The 22,595-nt window shown below is 40.8% G+C and carries 21 protein-coding genes; 14 read left to right on the forward strand and 7 right to left on the reverse strand.

Translation table 11 applies throughout. The features are described 5' to 3' along the window. Positions 1–504 precede the first annotated feature (504 nt). Positions 505–1,371, reverse strand: a complete 867-nt coding sequence (gene nadC, locus CV014_RS13670) for a carboxylating nicotinate-nucleotide diphosphorylase (RefSeq protein ID WP_236142538.1) — start codon at positions 1,369–1,371, stop codon at positions 505–507. 413 nt (positions 1,372–1,784) lie between these two features. On the opposite strand from nadC, the gene CV014_RS13675 reads away from it, so the two are divergent. From CV014_RS13675 to CV014_RS13685, 3 genes are all read left to right on the forward strand, one after another. Then, complete coding sequence (locus tag CV014_RS13675) at positions 1,785–2,789, forward strand: zinc-dependent alcohol dehydrogenase family protein (RefSeq protein WP_236142539.1); 1,005 nt, start codon at positions 1,785–1,787, stop codon at positions 2,787–2,789. A 138-nt stretch (positions 2,790–2,927) separates the two neighbouring features. Further along, the gene (locus CV014_RS13680) at positions 2,928–5,111 is read left to right on the forward strand and encodes a pentapeptide repeat-containing protein (protein ID WP_236142583.1); all 2,184 of its coding nucleotides are present in this window, start codon (positions 2,928–2,930) and stop codon (positions 5,109–5,111) included. Between the two features lie 259 nt (positions 5,112–5,370). Continuing rightward, a complete protein-coding gene (locus CV014_RS13685; protein WP_236142540.1) occupies positions 5,371–6,039 on the forward strand; it encodes a phosphoribosyltransferase in 669 nt (222 codons plus the stop codon). 88 nt (positions 6,040–6,127) lie between these two features. Here CV014_RS13685 and CV014_RS13690 read toward each other — a convergent pair whose 3' ends face one another. Then, positions 6,128–6,379: a hypothetical protein gene (locus tag CV014_RS13690; RefSeq protein ID WP_236142541.1), complete on the reverse strand. Its 252-nt coding sequence runs from the start codon at positions 6,377–6,379 to the stop codon at positions 6,128–6,130. A 231-nt stretch (positions 6,380–6,610) separates the two neighbouring features. Between CV014_RS13690 and CV014_RS13695 the strand changes: the two genes are divergently transcribed. The 4 genes from CV014_RS13695 to CV014_RS13710 all read left to right on the forward strand — a co-directional run bounded on the left by CV014_RS13695 (position 6,611) and on the right by CV014_RS13710 (position 7,994). Continuing rightward, the gene (locus CV014_RS13695) at positions 6,611–6,856 is read left to right on the forward strand and encodes an AbrB/MazE/SpoVT family DNA-binding domain-containing protein (RefSeq protein WP_236142542.1); all 246 of its coding nucleotides are present in this window, start codon (positions 6,611–6,613) and stop codon (positions 6,854–6,856) included. Further along, a complete protein-coding gene (locus CV014_RS13700) occupies positions 6,843–7,232 on the forward strand; it encodes a PIN domain-containing protein (RefSeq protein ID WP_236142543.1) in 390 nt (129 codons plus the stop codon). The genes CV014_RS13695 and CV014_RS13700 overlap by 14 nt, the downstream gene beginning before the upstream one ends. A 159-nt stretch (positions 7,233–7,391) precedes the next feature. Next, positions 7,392–7,622, forward strand: a complete 231-nt coding sequence (locus tag CV014_RS13705; protein WP_236142544.1) for a DUF433 domain-containing protein — start codon at positions 7,392–7,394, stop codon at positions 7,620–7,622. 9 nt (positions 7,623–7,631) lie between these two features. Further along, on the forward strand, positions 7,632–7,994 hold the full coding sequence (locus CV014_RS13710; RefSeq protein WP_236142545.1) for a DUF5615 family PIN-like protein: 363 nt from the start codon (positions 7,632–7,634) through the stop codon (positions 7,992–7,994). A 368-nt stretch (positions 7,995–8,362) separates the two neighbouring features. Here CV014_RS13710 and CV014_RS13715 read toward each other — a convergent pair whose 3' ends face one another. Continuing rightward, a complete protein-coding gene (locus CV014_RS13715; RefSeq protein WP_236142546.1) occupies positions 8,363–11,404 on the reverse strand; it encodes a tetratricopeptide repeat protein in 3,042 nt (1,013 codons plus the stop codon). A gap of 169 nt (positions 11,405–11,573) precedes the next feature. On the opposite strand from CV014_RS13715, the gene CV014_RS13720 reads away from it, so the two are divergent. Beyond that, positions 11,574–11,726 (forward strand): hypothetical protein, encoded by a 153-nt coding sequence (locus tag CV014_RS13720; RefSeq protein WP_236142547.1) that lies wholly within the window; start codon positions 11,574–11,576, stop codon positions 11,724–11,726. A 93-nt stretch (positions 11,727–11,819) separates the two neighbouring features. Here CV014_RS13720 and CV014_RS13725 read toward each other — a convergent pair. The 3 genes from CV014_RS13725 to CV014_RS13735 form a co-directional block, all read right to left on the reverse strand. Further along, positions 11,820–12,898, reverse strand: a protein-coding gene (locus CV014_RS13725; RefSeq protein ID WP_236140190.1) for an IS630 family transposase whose coding sequence is annotated in 2 segments (ribosomal slippage) — positions 11,820–12,430 and positions 12,430–12,898 — 1,080 coding nt in all. Because the reading frame shifts where the segments join, the coding sequence is not laid out codon by codon here. A gap of 97 nt (positions 12,899–12,995) precedes the next feature. Beyond that, complete coding sequence (locus CV014_RS13730) at positions 12,996–13,184, reverse strand: hypothetical protein (RefSeq protein ID WP_236142548.1); 189 nt, start codon at positions 13,182–13,184, stop codon at positions 12,996–12,998. 225 nt (positions 13,185–13,409) lie between these two features. Further along, positions 13,410–14,351 (reverse strand): ADP-ribosylglycohydrolase family protein, encoded by a 942-nt coding sequence (locus CV014_RS13735; RefSeq protein WP_236142549.1) that lies wholly within the window; start codon positions 14,349–14,351, stop codon positions 13,410–13,412. Between the two features lie 440 nt (positions 14,352–14,791). Here CV014_RS13735 and CV014_RS13740 point away from each other — a divergent pair, with 440 nt between their 5' ends. The 5 genes from CV014_RS13740 (at position 14,792) to CV014_RS13760 (ending at position 20,846) form a co-directional block, all read left to right on the forward strand. Then, on the forward strand, positions 14,792–15,328 hold the full coding sequence (locus tag CV014_RS13740; protein WP_103140223.1) for a hypothetical protein: 537 nt from the start codon (positions 14,792–14,794) through the stop codon (positions 15,326–15,328). A 531-nt stretch (positions 15,329–15,859) separates the two neighbouring features. Continuing rightward, positions 15,860–16,117: a hypothetical protein gene (locus CV014_RS13745; protein WP_236142550.1), complete on the forward strand. Its 258-nt coding sequence runs from the start codon at positions 15,860–15,862 to the stop codon at positions 16,115–16,117. Between the two features lie 765 nt (positions 16,118–16,882). Then, positions 16,883–18,832 (forward strand): sulfite reductase, ferredoxin dependent, encoded by a 1,950-nt coding sequence (sir, locus tag CV014_RS13750; protein WP_236142551.1) that lies wholly within the window; start codon positions 16,883–16,885, stop codon positions 18,830–18,832. A gap of 84 nt (positions 18,833–18,916) precedes the next feature. Next, a complete protein-coding gene (locus tag CV014_RS13755; protein ID WP_236142552.1) occupies positions 18,917–19,624 on the forward strand; it encodes a 16S rRNA (uracil(1498)-N(3))-methyltransferase in 708 nt (235 codons plus the stop codon). 100 nt (positions 19,625–19,724) lie between these two features. Beyond that, positions 19,725–20,846, forward strand: coding sequence for a tetratricopeptide repeat protein (locus CV014_RS13760; protein WP_236142584.1), 1,122 nt, complete (start codon positions 19,725–19,727; stop codon positions 20,844–20,846). Positions 20,847–20,959: 113 nt separating this feature from the next. Here CV014_RS13760 and CV014_RS13765 read toward each other — a convergent pair whose 3' ends face one another. Next, the gene (locus tag CV014_RS13765; RefSeq protein WP_236142553.1) at positions 20,960–21,403 is read right to left on the reverse strand and encodes a hypothetical protein; all 444 of its coding nucleotides are present in this window, start codon (positions 21,401–21,403) and stop codon (positions 20,960–20,962) included. Between the two features lie 508 nt (positions 21,404–21,911). Between CV014_RS13765 and CV014_RS13770 the strand changes: the two genes are divergently transcribed. Then, on the forward strand, positions 21,912–22,589 hold the full coding sequence (locus CV014_RS13770; RefSeq protein WP_236142554.1) for an esterase/lipase family protein: 678 nt from the start codon (positions 21,912–21,914) through the stop codon (positions 22,587–22,589). Positions 22,590–22,595: the final 6 nt, after the last annotated feature.

Raw genomic sequence — 22,595 nt, forward strand, 5'->3', positions numbered from 1 at the left:
ACTTTTGGGTTATCCATCCAGTAACGAACACAAGAATTACGGACAAACAAAGCAGTCCTGATTGCTTCATCAATCAGATTAAACTGCTGCTGTTTACCTTTTAACTTGAACTCGTATACTAGCAATTGATAACCTCTTACGCTACAACATCAGCATAACATACTTGTGGAGATTCAACAAAGCACCACGACCGAATAAATGAGCCACTGCGTTGGGCGGCTCTGCCGACTTGTAGCAAGTGGCGTTCGGTCATTCGCGGCAGTTGAGCGTAGTCGAAACTTATATCCCCCACTTAAAAGACGTATGAGGCACAAAACCAATAAGTTTTGTGCCTCTTACTTGGGGGCTTTACGCTTCACGACTCGTAAGGTTATGGGGGTGTAGGAGTTTTTAAATCCCTAGACCTCTGTTTTCAGGTAAAGTTTCACTCAAGTATAATATCGGACTTTAAATTTTGGTGTATTCAGCACCGGGAAGAGAAACAATCTGTGTAATGAACTGTGATTAAGACATTTTCATGCTCAAGTCCAACCATTTCGATTGTGTAATTGGTGCGCTGCTGGAAATATAGTCAACACCTGTTTTGGCTACAGCGTGGATAGTTTCTAAAGTTACGTTTCCAGAAGCTTCGATTTTGACTCGTTTATCGTGTTGGCGGATCAATGTTACGGCTGCGTGCATCATTTCTAAGGGCATATTATCCAACATGATGATGTCGGCTTGATACTCCAAAGCGGTTTTCACTTGGTCTAAATTTTCAGTTTCTACTTCTATAGTCAAGGGGTAGGGAATTTTGGCGCGAATTTTCGTAATGGCTTCTGCAATTCCCCCAGCCGCCGCAATATGGTTATCTTTAATCATGACTGCATCGTCTAACCCCATGCGGTGATTAATCGCGCCGCCTACAGATGTGGCGTATTTTTCCAACAGTCTCAGTCCTGGGGTGGTTTTGCGCGTATCTACTAATTGAGCAGAGAAATCAGCTATTTTTTCAACATATTGATGGGTGAGGGTGGCGATTCCGCTTAAACGCATTCCCAAGTTTAATGCGACTCTCTCCCCCATGAGTAAAGCATCTAATGAACCGTGAATTTCTGCGATTAACTGTCCTGGTTCACAAAATGTTCCTTCATCAACTGTCATGACAAAGTTCACTTTGCTATCCAATAGCTGAAATACTCTAGCCGCTATGGGTAAACCGGCGATGACTCCTGGTGCTTTAGCTATCCATTTCGCTTTACCTGGAGTGACATCTGTAGTTAGTAGACTATTGGTAGTGCGATCGCCTCTTCCGATATCTTCTAACAACCAGCTTTGCAATAGCTGATTTAACACAATCAATGGAGGTAGCACAGCATTTAAATTACTCATAGGGGTGAATTAAGGAAAAAGGCAAAAGGTCAAGTTTTCTCTTTGTAGATACCCAGATTTTTGAATATATCGGGGTTGTAACTGCTTGGTAGTAAAATTTACCTTACAAGAAATTCATCATATCTTGACCAAAAAAATTCTGTTACCAAAACTGTTACGAGTACGCCGTACTTGGGTAGGTACTCTATCATGATATTTAGTTAAGCTCCTCACACCACACTAAAAATCGTGAAACTATGTGTAGTTATAGTTTCGCGGTTTTTTTTTGAGGGTATAGGGGAAAATATTTCTGTCAGGCGTTGCGATCGCCTGTTATCTTCCTATTCCCTTTTCTGCCACCGAACCGTACTATCCTAAAAACGCTAATTCACCAATAATAATTGTGCATCTAGCTTCAAATCGGAGGAAACATCGTGAAAGCAGTCTTGATGACAGCCGCAGGTAGTCCAGAAGTTTTGCAATTACAAGAAGTACCAAAACCGACAACATTAGGTAATACAGACTTGTTAGTCCGCCTCGTAGCGGCTGGAATTAACCCCATTGATACTAAGGTACGTCAACGAGGCACGTTTTACCCTGAGCAAATGCCCGCCATTTTAGGGTGTGATGGTGCGGGTGTAGTAGAAACTGTAGGTAAGGACGTAAAAAGGTTTCGTCCTGGTGATGCAGTCTATTTTTGTAACGGTGGCTTGGGCGGACATCAGGGTAATTATGCTGAGTACACTACTATCGATGAACGCTTCGCCGCCCATAAGCCAAAGTCTTTAAGCTTTGCCGAAGCCGCCGCCGCGCCTCTAGTTTTAATCACTGCTTGGGAAGCATTGTATGAACGGGGAAGGCTAGAACCAGGGGAGAAAGTTTTAATTCATGCGGGTGCTGGTGGGGTTGGCCATGTGGCGATTCAACTGGCGAAACTCAAAGGCGCGACTGTCGCCACTACCGTTAGTTCCGAAGAAAAGGCGCACTTTGTCAGACAACTTGGTGCTGATCATGTGATTTTTTATCGTCAAACAGATGTGGCTCAAGCTGTTTTAGATTGGACAAATGGCGAGGGTGTAGACTTAGCTTTTGATACTCTGGGAGGTGAAGTATTTTCCCAAAGTTTCCCGGCTGTGCGCGTTTATGGTGATCTTGTCACGATTCTTGAACCCAAGGCTGATACTGTGTGGAGAATTGCCAGAAATCGCAACCTCCGCGTCAGTTTTGAATTAATGCTGACACCGATGTTACAAGGCTTAGTAGAAGCACAACAGCACCAAGCGGAAATTTTAACAGAATGCGCCGACTGGATTGCTCAAGGTAAATTGAAAATTCACGTCAGTCATAAGTTCCCTTTAGAAGCTGCACATCAAGCCCATCAGTTAATCGAGAGTGGTGGAATTACGGGTAAAATCGTGCTGTTGATTGGTAATGAGTGAGGGGACTGGGGATTGGGGATTGGGGATTGGGGATTGGAAGGGGGAACTGATTTCCTAACTCATTACTTATTACTCATTACTTATTACTCAGCACTCAGCACTCAGCACTCAGCACTCAGCACTATACAAAATTGCTCCATGTTCAATGCTTTATGGAATACTTTACTAATTATTTTTTATGTTTTCTTGTTGCTATTTACTCCCTTACCAGTCGAGGCAGCAACTATACAACCTGAACGCACAAGTCTAACTTTAGAATTGTTGCAAGAACGATTACATAATCCTACGCTCAGAGAGGGTAATCTAACTGTTGATTTGCGGGAGATGGTAATTGATTTGCGTCCAGAAAATGCTAGTTTTCGGGATGCTTTTTATCAATTACTGCGAAAGGAATTACAAAAAACTGGGGCAAAACCTTTAGGATTAGATTTAAGTTATTCTTTGATTCAAGGTGACTTTATTGGTAGTGATTTGGGTTTAAGAACGCCTTTGTATGCTCAGGCGATCGCGCCGATTTTCAATGCTACAGAAAAATCACAACTTGAACAATTGCGTTTAGCTTGTTTGCAATCTTTAACGGTAACTTTGATTAATTCTAAAGATTGTCGCTCATTACTCGATACTGAATCAACTGCATCTAGTGAGGTGACGGTTTTTCGCGGTAATTTAATACTAGAACAAACTCGTTTTAATGGCGAAGTGAGATTTAATAATACGTTTTTTCTGCAATCTGTGGATGCAAAAAATGCTGTCTTTCTGCAACCAATAAATTGGAGTGAAGCCAGGTTCAGCCGTCCTGTGAGTTTTGATAATGCTAGTTTTCGCCAAGTTAGTAATTTTCGCGGTAGTGTTTTTTTCGATAAGGCGAATTTTAAACAAACACAATTCCAAGATGTTACTAGCTTTTATGGTAGCTTATTTGTAAAAACTGCTAACTTCAATCAAGCTATTTTTAAGCAATTAGCTAAATTTAATCATATCGAATGGCAAGGTAATGTAAACTTTGCTGGTGTGAAGTTTAGTAATCAAGTGCAGTTTGCTAAGGCTAATTTTAATCAGTCTTTATCTCTTAAAGAGGCTGCTTTTGACCAAGCCGTGATTTTTCGAGAAGTGTTTTTTAATCAGCCTGTAGATTTACGAACTTCTAGCATCCTCAATCAAGCTGATTTTAGTGATGCAATATTTGCTAATTCGGCATTTTTAAATGTGGCGGGACTGACGTTTAACTCGAATCAAGCCAAAATTCTAGGGAATCCTGGAAAGATTGGCAAAATGTTCAATGTCCCCACATTACAGGGAAACCAAAGTGTTTTGCGAAATTTAGTGCAGAATTTTCGTCAGCAACAACAAGTGATTGATGCTAATCAAATAGAGTACACTAGACAAAGATTAAAATTACAAGAATTAACCCATGAATTATGGGGAATTAATATTAATAATGCGCCTGTAAGTAGTTTGATGAAATTGGGTTTTTCCCAAACACAAGCAGAAGCGATCGCCCAACGTCGAATTACTCAACCATTCCGCAATCGTAACGAACTATTAACCTTAGCGGAAATTAATTTAACCACCTATAATCAACTAAGCGATCGCCTAGTTGTGGCTGAACCTTTAGCTGTTGGTAATTGGTTACTCTCGGCTTGGGGTTGTTTATCCTTGACTGTATTGTTACTTTTAAGCGGCTATGGGACAAATTTTTGGTTAGTTTTTGGTGTGGGAGGAATGGCGATCGCTTATTTTGGTGTACTGTTTTGGCTAGTTGATCGCTATCGTCGTTTACATCCCGTCCCGATTATTCCCACCTATTACGAAACCATCGCTATTTCCATCAGTTTTAGTTGCATTACTTTCTTTAGTTTATTAGCCATCTTCCGCAACACAGACCAACCTTGGCTAACTCTGGGATGTCTAGGAATTATTATCATCCCTATCCCAATGATTTTACTGATTCGCCTCTATCAACAAGGCCGCTATCACGATTTAATGAATGTTTCTTATTTAACGGAAGACGGAACATTTCGCCAATTGCGTCTATTAATCGGTCGTTTACCAGTGATTCCTAGAAATCAAGTCTTTCGGGAAAGATATATGTCTTTATTATGGGATAGGCGTTGGAATTGGTTAAACTATTATGACTTTAGCCTGAATAATTTAGTTAGGTTAGGATTTAACGATATTCGCCTCAGAGACCAACACCTACCAGGAATTATTTCCACTTTAGCTTGGTATCAGTGGAGTTTGGGCGTACTGTATATCACCCTAGTTTTATGGACACTCTCCCGTACAATTCCTGGCTTGAACTTGTTGATTTATCTTAAGTAATTATGAGAGGGAACAGAAAAAGGGGCATTATTGAATTTTTTAGCAGTTAAAATTTGTCTCAGATTAGCCATTAGTAGCCAATGCTGTGTAAGAGTTGAAAAATAAAACAGAATTCAGGAGTTGTTTTTTAATTTGGTGTTAGTATCCTCTTTCAAAAAACAAATATAAGAAATATTTTTGATGGAAAATTGTTCAAGCTAAAATCCAAAACTTAAAATGCTTCTGACTTCTACCTTTTTAAGCAACAAGGTATAACAATATGCGTCAGAAATTTCGCGATCGCACTGAAGCAGGAAAACTATTAGCTGCTAAATTAACAGCATACACTCACCATGATGATGTTCTCGTCTTAGCATTACCTCGCGGTGGTGTACCTGTGGGGTATGAAGTAGCTAAACAATTGAACGCACCTTTAGATATTTGTTTAGTCCGAAAACTTGGTGTACCGGAACATAGGGAATTGGCGATGGGTGCAATTTCTCTGGGAAAAGTGCGGGTAATTAACCAAAGTGTGGTGGATTTGTTGGGAATTTCCCCAGCAACTATTGATAGTGTTGCAGCTACAGAACAACTAGAACTCAATCGCCGCTATCAACTGTATCAAGGCGATCGCCCGTTACCAAATATCCAAAATCAGACTATTATTTTAGTGGATGATGGTATTGCGACAGGTGCAACCATCAAAGCTGCGATCGCGACTATTAAACAGCAACAACCACGGGAGTTAATTGTGGCTGTTCCTGTCGCTGGAATCTCCACCTGTGAAGAATTAGCACGAGAAGTAGATCAAGTTATCTGTGTGCTGATGGTAGAGAATTTATATGCGATTGGTATCTGGTACGAAGATTTTGCTCAAACCACTGATACACAAGTGCGGGAATTATTGGCAAAATCCATACAACACCACCGCAATGTTATTTACAATTAACTTTGCTCAATGACTGTAATTAATTTTGCGTGGTTACTTAAGCGATCGCTCTCGGTTGATAATGAGTTAAAGAGCGATCGCTGTTTGGTTATGGGATGAAAATCTGACGAATTAAAATAGTCATCACTTCGCCAGGGTTCGCAGTGGGAAGCAATGGACTCCAATCACCGATGCTGGCGTAACCGATGGCGTGTAACCGTTGCATTGTAGTTGTGACAGCATGAGGAGAACCAATCAATAGATGTTTCACCGGTTCTCTTTTTGGTGATGTTTTTTCTAGCAGTTGATTGCTGGTAGATGAATCTGGATTGTCTGCAAATTTTTGTAGTTGTGTAATCATTAGTATTATCTCCCTTAGTGGAGGTGAGTGAAGGGCGATCGCATACTCTTAGCGGGAGGGCGATCGCCTTTCGTTTACAGTTAATATTAAAGTGTAATTTTATACAGTTGTCAACTATTTTTAAGTAAAAATATGTAGAAAATTTGTGGATGAAAACAGCATTTTAAGTCAGGCGATCGCTGATTTTTGTTATCATTTAAAAATAAAGCTTATATATGAGAAATGTGTGTTATGGTTAGCACTACTATCACTACTACAGGACAAGTAACTATTCCTCAAGAAATTAGAGAGTATCTGAATCTTGATGCAGGTAGTAAAGTTGATTTTGTGATTGATGAAAATGGGACAGTTAAATTGATTCCGCTTAATGTCCCTGTCCAAAGTTTATCGGGTATTTTACATCGTCCGGGAATGAAGAGTGCAACTTTAACAGACATGGAAACAGCGATTCAAGAGGGTTCAAGTGATTGGAGTTGATACTAATATCTTGGTGCGCTATTTGACCAAAGATGATGAAAAGCAATGGCAACAAGCTACTGAAATTATCGAAAGCGGAGAGCAATGTTTTATAGCAAATATAGTTCTTTGTGAATTGGTTTGGGTTTTACGAGGAAAGCCTTATCAATTTAGTAGAGAAGAAATTAGCAAGACTATTGATTTGATTTTGCAATGTGCTACTTTCGAGTTAGAAAATCGCTCTATAATTTATCAAGCATTACAGCGATTTAAAAAAGGAAAAGCAGATTTTTCTGATTATTTAATTGGCGCAGTTTCTCAACATTTGGGTTGTCGTTCTACAGCAAGTTTTGATAGAAAGTTGAAAGGAGAGAGGGGATTTGATTTATTGGAATGATCTTGATTAGAGCATAGGCGGTATCTAACGAAAAACTTATACAGCGATTTATGAGGACAAGCCGCAATAGATTTTCTCAAACTGGCGCACCCTACCAACTGTTTTAATTTGCCAATAAACGTTATATTTAGTCAAGTAATTAATATCAGAAATATTTTTATGTTAGGTTTGGACAGAATTACATTTGACCCCAGCATTATGGGTGGACAAGCTTGTATTCGTGGGATGCGAATCCCAGTTTCTTTAGTAGTAAATTTGGTAGCTAATAGCAAACCTGTAGAGGAAATTTTAGAAGAATATCCAGATTTAGAACCAGAAGATATACGTCAATCTTTACTTTACGCTGCATGGTTGACACAAGAGCGAGTTTATCCCTTCAAAACGGCTTAATGATAAATTATGAAGTTTTTGGCAGATATGGGAATTTCGCTACGAACTGTATCTTGGTTGCGTAATTTTGGGTATGATGTGGTGCATTTGCGTGATGAAGGCTTACAAAAGCTACCAGATAACCAAATTTTAATTAAAGCCCGTACAGAAGAAAGAATTTTATTAACTATCGATTTAGATTTCGCTCAACTTTTAGCAGTGAGCGGGGATAGTTTACCTAGCGTAATTTTGTTTAGGTTAGGTAATGAAAACTACGATGTAATTAATGAACGTTTGACACAAGTTTTGAGTGAGTGTCAGGAAGATTTAGCATTAGGGTCAATTATTTCGGTTAGTAATGAAACTTTCCGAGTGAGGGGATTGCCAATTTAACAAAAAACTGATGTTGCGATTTTTGAGGACAAGGCGCAAGCGTCTACGCACTTAATTTTACATTCCCAACAGCAGCGATGTATCTGATAGGCTAAACCTTCGCCTTTACAAAACCATCATTTCACCTCAAAACAAGAACGTTCTCGTTTGGAACACGAAACTTTGAGTTTAAAACATGAAACTTCGAGTTCAAAACACGAAACTTTGAGTTCAGAGCATAAAACTTCAAGTTCAGAACACGAACATTCTCACTTGCAACAGGAAACTTCGAGTTCAGAACAGGAAAGTTGGAGATGAGAACATCAAAGTTTGCGTTTGAATGTAGAAAAGCATCGCCGCCAGCATCGCGTATTGAAGAATGAACTTGATTATTCTGGCTGTGAGTTTAAACGCTGACGCAAAGATGCTAAATTGTTACGCACAGTTACAGTATTAGGATGATTTTCCCCTAACCGTTGCTCTAAAATATCTAAAGCTTGGATGTACAAGGGTTCGACTTGGCTATATTTCCCTTGGAAACAGTAGAGTGCTGCTAGGTTGTTGAGGCTAGTGGCGACATCTGGATGTTCTTCACCCAGGAGTTGGCGGTAGAGTGCTAAAGCTTGGATGAACAAGGATTCGGCTTCGCTGTATTTCCCTTGGGAGTTGTAGAGATAAGCTAGGTTGTTGAGGCTTTGGGCGACATCTGGATGTTCTTCACCCAGGAGTTGGCGGCGCAGAGCCAAAGCTTGGATGTACAGGGGTTCGGCTTGGCTGTATTTCCCTTGGGAGTCGTAGAGATAAGCTAGGTTGTTGAGGCTTTGGGCGACATCTGGATGTTCTTCACCCAGGAGTTGGCGGCGCAGAGCCAAAGCTTGGATGTACAGGGGTTCGGCTTGGCTGTATTTCCCTTGGGAGTCGTAGAGATAAGCTAGGTTGTTGAGGCTAAGTGCAACATCTGGATGTTCTTCACCCAGGAGTTGGCGGCGCAGAGCTAAAGCTTGGATGAACAAGGGTTCGGCTTCGCTGTATTTCCCTTGGGAGTCGTAGAGTAGAGCTAGGTTGTTGAGGCTATTTGCAACATCTGGATGTTCTTCACCCAGGAGTTGGCTGTAGAGTGCCAAAGCTTGGATGAACAAGGGTTCGGCTTCGCTGTATTTCCCTTGGGAGTGGTAGAGTAGAGCTAGATTGTTGAGGCTTTGGGCAACATTTGGATGTTCTTCACCCAGGAGTTTGCGAGACAGTGCCAAAGCTTGGATGAACAAGGATTCGGCTTCGCTGTATTTCCCTTGGGAACGGTAGAGTTCTGCTAGGTTGTTGAGGCTATTTGCAACATTTGGATGTTCTTCACCCAGGAGTTTGCGAGACAGTGCCAAAGCTTGGATTAACAAGGGTTCGGCTTCGCTGTATTTCCCTTGGGAGTGGTAGAGTAGAGCTAGATTGTTGAGGCTTTGGGCAACATTTGGATGTTCTTCACCCAGGAGTTTGCGAGACAGTGCCAAAGCTTGGATGAACAAGGATTCGGCTTCGCTGTATTTCCCTTGGGAACGGTAGAGTTCTGCTAGGTTGTTGAGGCTTTGGGCAACATTTGGATGTTCTTCACCCAGGAGTTTGCGAGACAGTGCCAAAGCTTGGATGAACAAGGGTTCGGCTTCGCTGTATTTCCCTTGGGAGTGGTAGAGTAGAGCTAGATTGTTGAGGCTTTGGGCAACATTTGGATGTTCTTCACCGAAGCGTTGTTTAGTGATTTTTAAACACTTTTCATACCAAGGTGCTGCTTTATCATATAGCCCTTGACCATGATAAAAAAAAGCGTTGCCAAGAAATGCCCAAATTAAATCTTCATCACTAATATATTGAAGGAGATTGTTTGCTAAATGGGCTAAGTGAGGTATTGCTGGGGCGACATTCTTAATTTTCTCAAGTGTGGGGGTGTAAGGAATACCTTTAGCAACCCCCACCATCACCCCGCAAAACGATCGCTTAAATTCCTCTTTCTGCTCTAAACCTGTAAGCTTATCTTGAAAAAAATCCCGCAACAGGGGATGCAATTGATAAACTCCCTCATCTTTATGCTGAAGTAGATGTAACTGTAACAACTCACGTCTGGCTTGTTTCCAATTTTGAACCTCATTATTTATTGTTATTCCCTCCACCAATTCCCAAGGAATGGGAGCTAAAGCAAATAAACTCAAAACACAGCCTAAACGTTGGGCATTTTCTCGCAACCGTCGCCAACTCAATTCAAAAGCAGCAGCAACACCCAATTTAGCCGTCATTTCTGTTTGAGCTTCATCTAAAGCCGGATTTTTTAAACGCTCCTTTTCCAAGTCTTGCAGCATTTCCGCTAAAGATAATTCCTCATCACCTAACAAATAACGCCCGACTAATTCTAAACCCAGTGGCAAATATCCCAGCCATTTACAAAGTCTTCTCGCAACTAACGCCTCTCGTCGCAGTCGTTCCCTACCAACTATAGATTTTAATAACTGCATCGCCGCTAGTGGTGTCAGCACATCTAAATCTAAACGCACTATTGGCGGCTGTAATTTTTCCCGTGTGGTAATTAACTGCTTAAACCGCGAAGGAACAGACTCTAAATAACGCCTAACTTCCTTTTGATAGTTAGTGACGTTATCAATTATCAGTAAAACCTCACCCTCACGCCAATTTGAAAGACAATACTGCACTCTTCCAAATAAATCTAACTCTTCTGGGGGTTTTAATTGCAGCTTATTTACAGCAAACTGCACCAATTGCACCCCCACATCCTGCACTGCGGATAACCAACAAATCCCGCCTTGATAAGTGACGCGGTGAGAATTAGCGTACTGCACAGCAAGTTCTGTTTTCCCGACTCCACCCATCCCCGCAATAGCTGCAATTGCTACCTGTTGATTTTTTTGCAATAGTTCATGCAGATTTTGCAACTCCGTTTCTCGTCCGACAAACTCCACTACTCCACTAAAAGGAATATTTTCGTAACGGGTAGGCTGGGGTTGAGTTTTTCTACCTTTCGGACGCTGCACACCTGGTAATTTTTCTCTCAGCCGTTGCCATTCTGCATCAAATTTCTGTAAATTCCTGTCTTTGTCGCTTGTATCATGCCAAAACTTCAGCCGAAAGTGCCAATCTTCTAAACCTTTCTCATATTTGCGCTCATCCTTCAGAATTTCTAAAAAATCTTCAAGTCGTTTTAATGCTTCTCGGACTTGTTCTGTGGTTAAGTCACTAAGTTCTGACAGACCTCTTAGATGTGTCCTCACTATGACTATGTTTTTTGTTTCCCATTTGAGAACTATTTTGAAACGTTGACTATTTTCTAACTCCCCATTGGCATATGCCAAGAATCTTTCTAACAATTGCTTTACTCGCTTTTGGACAACAGCACCATAGCTAATATGCTTTTTTTTATCTTGCTCACCATTCATGTGTGACTTTTGCCCAAATTTGCGACAAAGTTTGGGGAATCCCTAAACTTAATCTAGCATCCCCAAACTCAAACTCCCGCATATTCACGCATTACCACCAAGAAACAACCGCCTTTGGTTTGGGGTACTACCCCAAATTTACCGTTACTTCAGTGTTCAAGTGAAGTGAATGAAAACTAAGAAGCTGATAGCGGTTTTGTTCTTTGTGATTCCCCTCATTGCTGACTGGTTGTTTCCCGGTTCAGGAATTGTGATTGAGTTAGCCATCCTGATTTGGGAATTGCTGGAGCTAGAAGCAACAAAGGGGGATGATATGAAATAAATCATGCACAAAAATCTAGATCCCCGACTTTTTTGAGAAGTTGGGGATCTGAAAATCGCGAATGTTCACAACTTGTTGAGTATTCCTATAGGACTAGGATTTGATTTCTGAAAAAACTCCGTACATCTGAAGGGACATAAAATCAAACATAGTATTTCGGAGAAACCACTCAAACATCCACTTTAAATGGCGAAATGTTGGAATTAAAGCACAAAAGCGTCGAATCCAGGTTTTCGCTTGTAACCAAATATCCTCTATAGGATTTTGCGATGGACAATTAGGAGCAAAACGAATGCAATGAATTTTCCATTTTTCTGGCGGTAAACCTTGATTTATCTCGCCTAAAAAGTCTTGAACTAAATGTGAACGATGATAAGAAGCACCATCCCAAATAAGAAGCAATCTTTGGTCGGGAGACTGGTCTAATAAATAACGTAAATAATCAATCGTATTCTTTGAATTACCAGCATTATATGCTTTCAAGAGTAGCTTTCCGTCGAGATAATCAACTGCACCATAATATGTCTGCTTATCTCGTTCATTAACGACTTCAATTGCTATCTCTTGGTCAGTTCTTCCCCAAACATAACCAGTTACGTCTCCCCATAATAAATGACACTCATCTATTAGTAATACTCTCAGCTTTCGTGCTTCTATCTCCTCTCTGTTGCTTGCCAGCAATGTTTCAATTTGTTTTTTTTTGCCGCCACCACCTCTTGATCAGCCTTTGGATTCAAGCCTGTAGTCTTTTTCCAACTAATTCCTGCTGCTTCAAATAAATCATAGTAACTTCGTTTCGATTCGTAGATGACATCATATTCAAATGCTAATTTATATTCCAGTTCACCCAGCTCCCAAATTTCTTTAGTTTGCAACCAACTTAATACTTGGAGGAACTGTTCATCACTCAAATAACTTTTTCTGCCTTTATAGTTTAAGCGCAAACCCAAAATTCCATTTTCCTGGTAAGCTTGCTTCCAGCTTGTTATTGAACCAACTGACACATCTAAAATTGTTTGAATTTCTTCATACTTGTAACCTTGATAAACTAGTTTTACTGCCAAAGCTTTTCTTACTTCACGAGCATCTGGATGACTATCTATAAATTCTTGTAGTTCTGCGATCACTACGTCCGCCGCAGGTATCGCCATTTCTAGATGCTGGTTTATCATTGTTCTTTATTAGACAGGTCTCTCTGACCGTATTATCTCGCAGTTTTTTTCAGAAATCAAATATGATTCCTATATAGATATTTATGATGATGGAATCTTAATCTTTACTCGGCTTTTCTGCTTCCATAATTGCCTGTTCTAAGAAAACTTTGGCATCATCTATCTGTCCACCTTCCAGGCAATTGTAAACTATCTTACACCATTCTAATAAAGCATCTAATTGATGTTGTTGACTATCGGTAACTAGAGATTTCACCACTCTAGAGTAAAGACGTATGTTATTCATTGCAATACCTCTGTGGGGATTTACTGCTAATTCTCAAGATTTCACAAATCCTCTATATCATTTACATACCATTGACACAAATAAATGAATTCTTTAAGACTTTCTTCAGTTTTATAATTATGAGAGATAAATGAAAATATCCCTAGTAAATCTCTATCAATTGATATATTTATTCCCGATAAATTTATTGTAATTGCTGGCGATGTTGCCAGCGATCGCCAATCATTAATAGCCAACAGCCGCCGCCAAGCGATGTGCTAAATTCATAATGTCTTGTTTGCGTGCAACCTGCTTAAACCATTGTTGGGGAATCCCTTCCACGCCATAATATATCCCAGCTAAACCACCTGTTACCGCCGCCGTTGTATCTGTATGTCCACCCAAATTTACAGCTTTTAAAACTGCTTCAGCATAAGTGGAACTATTCAATAAACACCATAAAGATGCTTCTAAAGTATCAATGACATAACCACCGGAATTAATTTCTGCTATCGGGAGTTTGGCAATTTCACCACTAAAAACCCGACTAAAATGAGGCATTTCTACAAGATATTCATCCTTGTGATAAACCTTGTGAATTTTTTCTAACCCTCGTAAATATCCCTCTTGGGGTTTAGCTCCCTTGAGTAGTTCCACCGCAATACTAATATAAATACCGCACGCCATCTGCGATCGCACATGAGCATGGGTAATACAAGAAACTTGATGTACCCTAGTAATTAATTCCTCAAAAGCCAACATTTGATAACAATAAGCCATCGGTAAGATTCTCATCAAAGAACCATTACCATTACTCATTTCACTAATTCCCCCAGCCTCCAGTGGCGGAACTCCCTGGTTGAGACGCATCATCACAGCATAGGTGTTTTCACCAATCCCAAACACCTCACCACGGGGAGTCCAGTAAGCCGACTTATACCAACGCCAAAAAGCATGAGCGATCGCATCTATAGAATAACCCCGACATAAACTCTCTGCTAAACAAAATGTCAGTGAACTATCATCAGACCAAGTACCAGGCGGTTGATTCCATGTCCCATTACCCAGCATCTTTGTAACTGGAGATTGAGCTAATTTTTCACGGCTAGTAAACTCAACCGGCACACCCAACGCATCACCGACACACAAACCCATCAAGCCAGATAACGTTTTTGTAGCGGTTAGCATTATTAAATCTCCATGCAAACTACTCAAAATTAACTTTATAGATTCTCTGTAAACATAATTGAAGTAACTGTTACAGCTTCATTGTTATTTCTAGATGTAGCTTGATGAAATGGGGGTGTAAGGGTATGGGGGTATATGGGTGTAGGGGAAAAGATATTTTAACCGAATCGTATTGACTGTTAATCTGTGAAGATAGAACTTATATAATCAATGATTTATTTCCAAGAAATTGTGCCAGTTTTAAAACTGTATACTCTTAGTAAAAAATAGTATCCATTTTATTAGCCTAAAAATAGGTTATTTCTTAACCCTACACCCTTATACCCTTACACCCCTATACCCTTTTTTCATACATAAATCACTCAAAATATCTGGAACATTTTTAACAGTTTCCACGACTATAAAGGTAAAGAGAAAAACTAGAAAACTTTCACACGATTATGAAAAATATCCTCAAGTCTTTGGTGACAATCTCTGCATTGTCCTCAGTAATCATGACTGCTTTTGTAGTTAATGTTGGTCAAGCAACGGCTGAAACTAAAAAAGGTACTGATGCTAGTTATGTGGGTGCTGGTATCGCCGCCGGTGTTACCAACGGGGGACAAAATAACGACGCTGCTAACTTTGGCGGTAATCTCACAGGACGCGTCAAGTTAGGTAACACCCCATTTTCTGCACGGGGTAACGTTTTGTGGAATGACGACACAACAGCCATTATTCCCGAAGTTTCTGTAGATGTGCCAATTGCTAATCGCACCAACGCCTTTGTCACAGGTGGTTATTCCTTCGTAGAAAAAAATGGCTCACCTAGTCCCTTGGGTAACAGAGATGCTGTAGTCGTAGGTGCTGGCGTGGAATCAGAAGTTGCAAACAATTTCCTAGTGTACACCAATGCCAAAGTCGGGCTACGCGCCTACGAAAATAGCCCTGCTTCTGCTGTCAGCATCAATGGTGGTATTGGTTATCGGTTTAAGTAGGGGATTGGGCAATACGGTTCGGTTAAGGGGAAAAGGGAAAAGGCTCAATTCAAACCTTTCCCCCTTACCCCTTAACCTTTTCCCAAACCAAAAGGGAGATGAAAATTGCTTATCCGAACCGTATTGCAACAACACTGGGGTTTTAGTCTTTGGTTAGGTAAACTTAGTCACATACCAGGAATCAATTATGCTTGGAATGGAATAGGTGATTGGAAAGCCTAACGTCAATGGTATTGTTTCTAGAAAAAATTTCTATTTTTTTAGGTTATCTAATACCGTAAATCTGCTGAGTGTGCTAATTTATGTTTAAATGCTGTTCTAATGTTTTGTATAAGTAACATCCATAAGTTATTCAGTTGAGATTTGAATGATGTGGTCTGAATCTAACTATCAATGGATTAATAAGCTTTTTAGTATAACTATCTAACTGGTTCTAATTTAAAATCCACTCCCACTTGCCCAGAAGTCTTCTCGATTTTCTTTACGAATCAGTTCTAAACACAAATAACTTAATTGAAGGAGTTTTGCGTAATGGCTAAAATTGCTATTTCTAATCTATCCACTACTGATGTTGACTTATTCATGGATTCTCAAAGTTATTTAGAGAATTTAACTGATGCTGAACTTAGCACTACTAAAGGTGGCTGGAATTACGGATACGGTATCTACAATACCAATAGCGGATATTATTGGACTTTGGACGGACAGACATTTCCTATCACGTTGTACCCAATGGGAGATACAAAACAACAAATAATATTAGACAGAAAACTAGACAAATTAGGTTAACAAAATTATCTGTTGAGGTGAGCAGGGGGAGCGGGGGAAGGCTGACAGGTGTAGGTTTTTGATGTGGGTATGAGTGGACACTCTCAGACAGAGTTCTAAACGTGGTTCAAATAACGAAATTTCGTTCTTAGGTAAAAAATCAAAGACTAAAATTTGAGTTTTCAACTAACGGAAAAACCCCATTTCAGCCACGTTTGTAAAATACCTACACCTGTCAGGCGGGGGAAGGTGGAGGAGAAAAATTACTGTTTAATAATTTTTTCTCCCGCAGCTTCAAGAGCCTCAAGAGCCTCAAGAGCTTATCCGAACAGTATTGGGGGATTGGGGATTGGAGATTGGAGACTGGGGATTGGAGATTGGGGATTGGGCATTGGGGACTGGAAGGTGGACAAGGTAGACAAGGTAGAATTTATTTCTCACCCCAGCACTGACTAAACATCGTGCTACCGCTAATAGCACCCACCACTTATTACTCATTACTCAGCACTCATTACTCAGCATTCCCCACTGAGTTTACTAAATGAGTGATGATCTTCGGGCTTCTTGGTGTAGTATATATTTAACTCAGCACTAAAAACTCAGAAACGTCGAAGGCTGGTTTGATGAAGTGTGAAATCACTTATAGAACCAGCTTTTTGTCGTGTTAGTATTGAAATATTCTTCACTTATCCGACCGGATTACGGGTAATAACCAAACGCAGCTATGCTGCTCACTTGCTAATTCGGCAATCACCGATGCCTTATTGAGAATACTATAGAACTCTGATGGTTAAATCCGCTCCTCCCCCTCTCACCAGCCGCAAACCTTCTAAAGTTGAAGGAATTAAAGAAAACAGTAATTTTTTACGCGAACCCGTAGCAACGCAGATACTTGAGGATACTACTCACTTTAGTGAAGATGCTATCCAAATTCTCAAGTTTCACGGTTCTTATCAACAGGATAACCGTGATAACCGTGTTAAGGGACAAGAGAAAGATTATCAATTCATGCTGCGGACAAAAAACCCTGGTGGTTTAGTACCGCCGCAGTTATATTTGGCTTTAGACAAGCTAGCTGATGAATATGGCAACCATACTCTACGAGCAACGACTCGTCAAGGTTTCCAACTCCACGGGATTTTAAAGAAGAATCTCAAAGCCGCGATCGCTACAATAATTAAAAATCTCGGTTCAACTTTGGGTGCTTGTGGTGACATCAACCGCAACGTCATGGCTCCCCCAGCTCCCTTTAAAAATCAGCCTGAGTATCAGTATGCTTGGGAATATGCCCAAAATATTGCTGATTTACTCTCACCCCAAACCGGTGCTTATTACGAAATCTGGTTAGATGGCGAAAAAGCCATCAGCGCGGAAGAAAGTCCAGAAGTGAAAGCGGCTAGAGTTCGTAACGGTAATGGCACAATTATCCACGACACGGAAGAACCCATCTACGGCACATATTATATGCCGCGTAAGTTCAAGGTGAGTGTGACAGTTACTGGGGATAATTCCATTGATTTATATTCCCAAGACCTGACTTTAGTCGTAATTACTGATTCCCAAGGCGACCTGCAAGGCTTTAATATTTTTGCTGGTGGTGGCTTGGGTAGAACCCACAACAAAGAAGAAACCTTCGCCAGAATTGCAGACCCCATCGGCTATGTAAATAAAGCTGATGTGTATGATGCAGTGAAAGCCATCGTCGCTACACAAAGAGATTATGGCGATCGCACTGACCGCAGACACGCTAGGTTAAAATACTTAATCAACGATTGGGGTGTCGATAAATTCCGCGCCAAAGTCGAAGAATATTTTGGCAAACCCCTCGCACCTTTCCAAGAATTACCAGAATTTAAATATCATGACTTCTTGGGTTGGCACGAACAAGGCGATGGTAATTTATTCTTGGGTATTTCCATTGATAATGGTCGCGTCAAAGACGAAGGTTCATTTAAATTAAAGACAGCCTTACGAGAAATTGTCGAGCAATTTAACTTACCCATCCGCCTCACAGCCAACCAAAACCTGATTTTCTACGAAATCGCACCGGAAAATAAAGCTGCAATTCAAGCTATTCTCGACCGTTGCGGCGTAGTTTCTGACCCCAACACCATTGACCCTCTAGTCCGCTATGCAATGGCTTGTCCGGCTTTACCAACTTGCGGTTTAGCCATCACCGAGTCAGAAAGAGCCATCCCTGGAATTTTAGAGAGAATTCGCGCAGTTTTAGATAAAGTCGGTTTACAAAATGAACATTTTGTGGTAAGGATGACTGGCTGTCCCAATGGTTGCGCTCGTCCTTACATGGCAGAATTAGGTTTCGTAGGTAGTGCGCCGGAAAGTTATCAAGTGTGGTTGGGTGGTTCACCAAATCAAACACGCCTAGCACAGCCTTATGTAGAGAAACTGCACCATAACGATATAGAAAGCTTCTTAGAGCCAATTTTCGTCTACTTTAAGCAGTCTCGCACATCACAAGAAAGCTTTGGTGATTTTTGCGATCGCGTCGGCTTTGATGCGATTCGTGAATTTGCTAGCCAGTACGAACCAGAAGCAGCAGTCACCGTAGAACCAGAAGCACCTAAAGCTACATCAAAATCTCGCAAAGCTAGATATCGTGTCAGTCTCCACGATGATTTGTACACCAAGCTGAAAACTACAGCCACCAGTCAAGGAAGATCAATGACTGATTTAGTCAAAGAAGCCTTAGAAGCTTACTTCCAGACTCTCCCATAAGCATTAGGATGAGGAAATTTAACCGCAGATGAACGCAGATAATACTTATTAAAGTATCGGCGTTTATCTGCGGTTTAACATCTCATGGCTCAACTACAACGAATTACCATCACACCCTCACAACTCCAAGAAAGCCAAATTTTACTCACACCACAACAAGAACATTACTTAAAGCGGGTGTTACGTTTGCGAGAAGGTGAGCAATTTATTGCTATGGATGGCTTGGGTAAGTGGTGGTTAGCGCAGATTAACGCCGAACAAGCACAAGTATTAAAACCCCTAGTTGTCGCCACTGAGTTACCTGTAGCGGTGACTTTAATGATGGCTTTACCCAAAGGTAGTGGTTTCGAGGAAGTAGTGCGGAGTTGTACTGAGTTGGGTGTAGCTTGTATTGCACCAGTATTGAGCGATCGCACTCTCTTAAATCCTAGTCCCCAAAAGCTAGAACGTTGGCGACGCATCGCCGCAGAAGCCGCCGAACAATCAGAACGCGCTTTTGTCCCAACAATTTTAGAGCCTGTAACATTTAAAGAAGCCGTAACTAATAGCACAGCACCCCACCGCTATATTTGTGAAGCACGCGGTGAATATAGTCATCTCCAAAACTTAATTAAGCCAATTACTGGTGATGTCGTGATTGCTACTGGCCCTGAAGGCGGCTGGACAGACAAAGAAATTGCAGAAGCGATCGCATCAGGATTTCAACCAGTATCTTTAGGTCGTCGCATCCTCAGAGCCGTCACAGCCCCTATCGTAGCATTATCCCTAATTTCCGCAGCCTGTGAAGTATAAATGTAAATGAGGTAGACAAGGGGGCTGGGGAGGCAGGGGGAGCAGGGGAGGCAGGGGAGGTAGGGGAAGAAAAACTAATGACTAATGACTAATGACTAAAATGATTGAACAAATTGCGATCGCTTTTGAAAATAAAGACTATAAAACAGCAGCGAAATTACTCAAACCACTACTACAAGATTCGCCTGATAATCCTTGGGTAGTGTTTTATCTAGCTAGGCTGCATGAAGTTTCGGGAAAATATGCAGAAGCGGAAAAGGTTTATCGGCGATTATTGTTAATCACAACTAATAACAAGATTGTCACGCAAACACGCCAGGGTTTACAAAGGCTAGAAGATATTAGGAAAGAAGAAAAACAACGGGCTATTGCTCAAGCTACGGCCGAAGCCAGTAATACTGAATTAGGGGTGTTAATTTTAGAACCTCTCGACAATGAGCAGAAAAACCTTGTAGCGGCTAATTTTGCCCAGATTATGCAACTAGATGCTTATACTGCTAGGTTGTTGCTTCCTACCCGCTCTTGGAAATATTACCGCGCTGGACGCATCGGTGAACTTAAGTTTTATGGAATGCAGTTACAGCAAGCAGGTATACCTTGCTTTTGGATTACAATCAAAGCGATCGCTCAAATTCAAGTCTATCAAGTCCAGTATTTCTCCGAATCCCAGCCAAAACCTACTGTAATTTGCTCTGACGAAAGAAATATAGTAGGTTCTCTTACCTTTGATTGGGCGGAAGTTTCAGCGCAGGTATTAGGACTACTACCAATTTTTGAAGAAGTGGTTGACGTAAATGCAAATCGTCAATTTGAACGCAAAACCAAAACCCAAGACTATGCCCAATTCTGTGATTTACACTTACCACAAAGACACTGTATTTTGCGAATGTGCGATCGCAGTTATGATTTTCACCAAAGTTTAGAAATCACTCCCGCAGCTAATCAAAATCTCACCAGAAGTAACTGGACTCCCTCAGTCAGTCAAAATACCATCAGAATCAATTGGAACAACTTAGTCACCTGGCTGACTAACTATTTACCACAAGCCACCATTTGGTCAGACTTTACACCTTTTGCCGAAACAGTTCTAGAACAAATGGAAATGCTGGGTAACATTCAGTCTCACATTCACCTGTTTCGCAGAGAAAAGACCTATTGGGACCCAGCATTTCATTTATATAGTGGACTGATATTTAACAAAGACATGGCACAAAACCATTAATTCTTGTCTAGCGTCCTGATAATACCAACTTTGGATTACTAGTCTTATTTGAACCAAACTTTAAATCCAAAATCCAAAACTTGTACTGAGCTTGTCGAAGTATCCAAAATTCCCTAGCCAGGGGTTTTTACTTGACGCGCCATATCTAAATAGCTATTCATATTAGCACCAGGACGACGACGACCATTTGAACCGCTAGCACTAGGAATTAGATACTTGGGTGCAAATGTAGTTTCAGTAGGTGTAGCGGGTTTGGTAGCAACTGGTGCGGGTGCAGGTGCGGGTGCAGATGGAGCAGTTTTACCATTCTGAGAAGCTTCTTTCTTTGCTGCTTTCACAGGAGTAGAAGCAGCCTCAGACTTAGGAGCTTCTGCTGCTTTTGTTGTCTTACCATTAACATTGGATGCTTCAACAGCAGGTTTAGGTGCGGCTACAGGTGCTGAACCAGTACCAGTTTCTTCTAGTTGTAGATAGTAGCCACCATTCTTTTTACCAGGCAAAAATCCAGTGATAAAGCTGATGATGCCAGCGATTAGTTTTTTGATAAACCCGAACATGATAATTACTCCTGAATTCCTTATCTGTAAAAACGACCGTAATGTTAAAAATTACGTCACAATACTACGTTTTATGATGATTCTCTACTTTTTATCAAACCACAACGGTTTGGTCTTCATCAAGCCTATTAGACGGGGAATAGTCTCAAATCTTGCTGCCCAGCACTGTGCAACTTGTCAATACTGAAGACTAATTATTAAATTTTATCCCAATCTAAAGCAAGATTCTGAAAGCTTGCTTAATAAAAATTAACATTATTTTCTCTGATGGTTATCAAAAACCATCAGCAATGAATCGGTTCACCGTTGACTGTTGACTAATGTACGGGCGGGTTTAACCAAAATATCTGTTTGTCAACGTGAATCTCTCACTGAACCCGCCCCTACTGACTATTGACTACTAACCAATTCCTCATCCAGTCAGGAGAGTGTCATAATTTGGCTTTCAGGACAAATCTGACTGAGTTAGATTTTCTACAACTTGTATGGATACAGAACAAATCAAATTATGAATACACAAAACCAACAACGTAACCCTGTTGTGTTGGTGCATGGCATTACTGATACAGAAGCCGTCTTTGATGAAATGGCTGTTTTGCTAGGCAAACAAGGCTGGCCTGTATATTCACTGGATTTAGTACCAAATAATGGTGCAGCTGGTCTAGATGTCTTAGCACAGCAACTAGCAGGTTATATTAACAAAAATTTTGCCCCTGAACAAACCTTAGATATAGTGGGCTTTAGTATGGGTGGAATTGTCAGCCGTTACTATATACAGCGTTTAGAAGGCATTAAGCGAGTACAACGGTTTATCACAATTTCTTCCCCTCATAATGGCACTGTTGTCGCCTATGCGTCTCAACTTCCTGGTTGTATGCAAATGCGTCCTAATAGCGAATTGCTGAGTGATTTAAATGCTGATGTGATGATGTTACAGCAACTAAATTTCACTTCTATTTGGACAAATTACGATTTAATGATTATTCCGGCACATAGTTCTAAAATGCCTTTGGGTAAAGAAGTAATCATTCCAGTAGCCTTACATTCATGGATGCTGACAGATTCTCGTTGTATAGCAGAAGTAGCCAAAGCCTTAGCAGAACCAGTCAAGCTGAATGTAGAGAATTCAACTAATTTGCAGGGGTTGGAATTAGAAAGTAGAGAATGGGGAATAGAGGCTGGTTGAAGTCTA

The sequence above is a fragment of the Nostoc sp. CMAA1605 genome (assembly GCF_021596505.1).
Lineage (GTDB): Bacteria > Cyanobacteriota > Cyanobacteriia > Cyanobacteriales > Nostocaceae > Trichormus.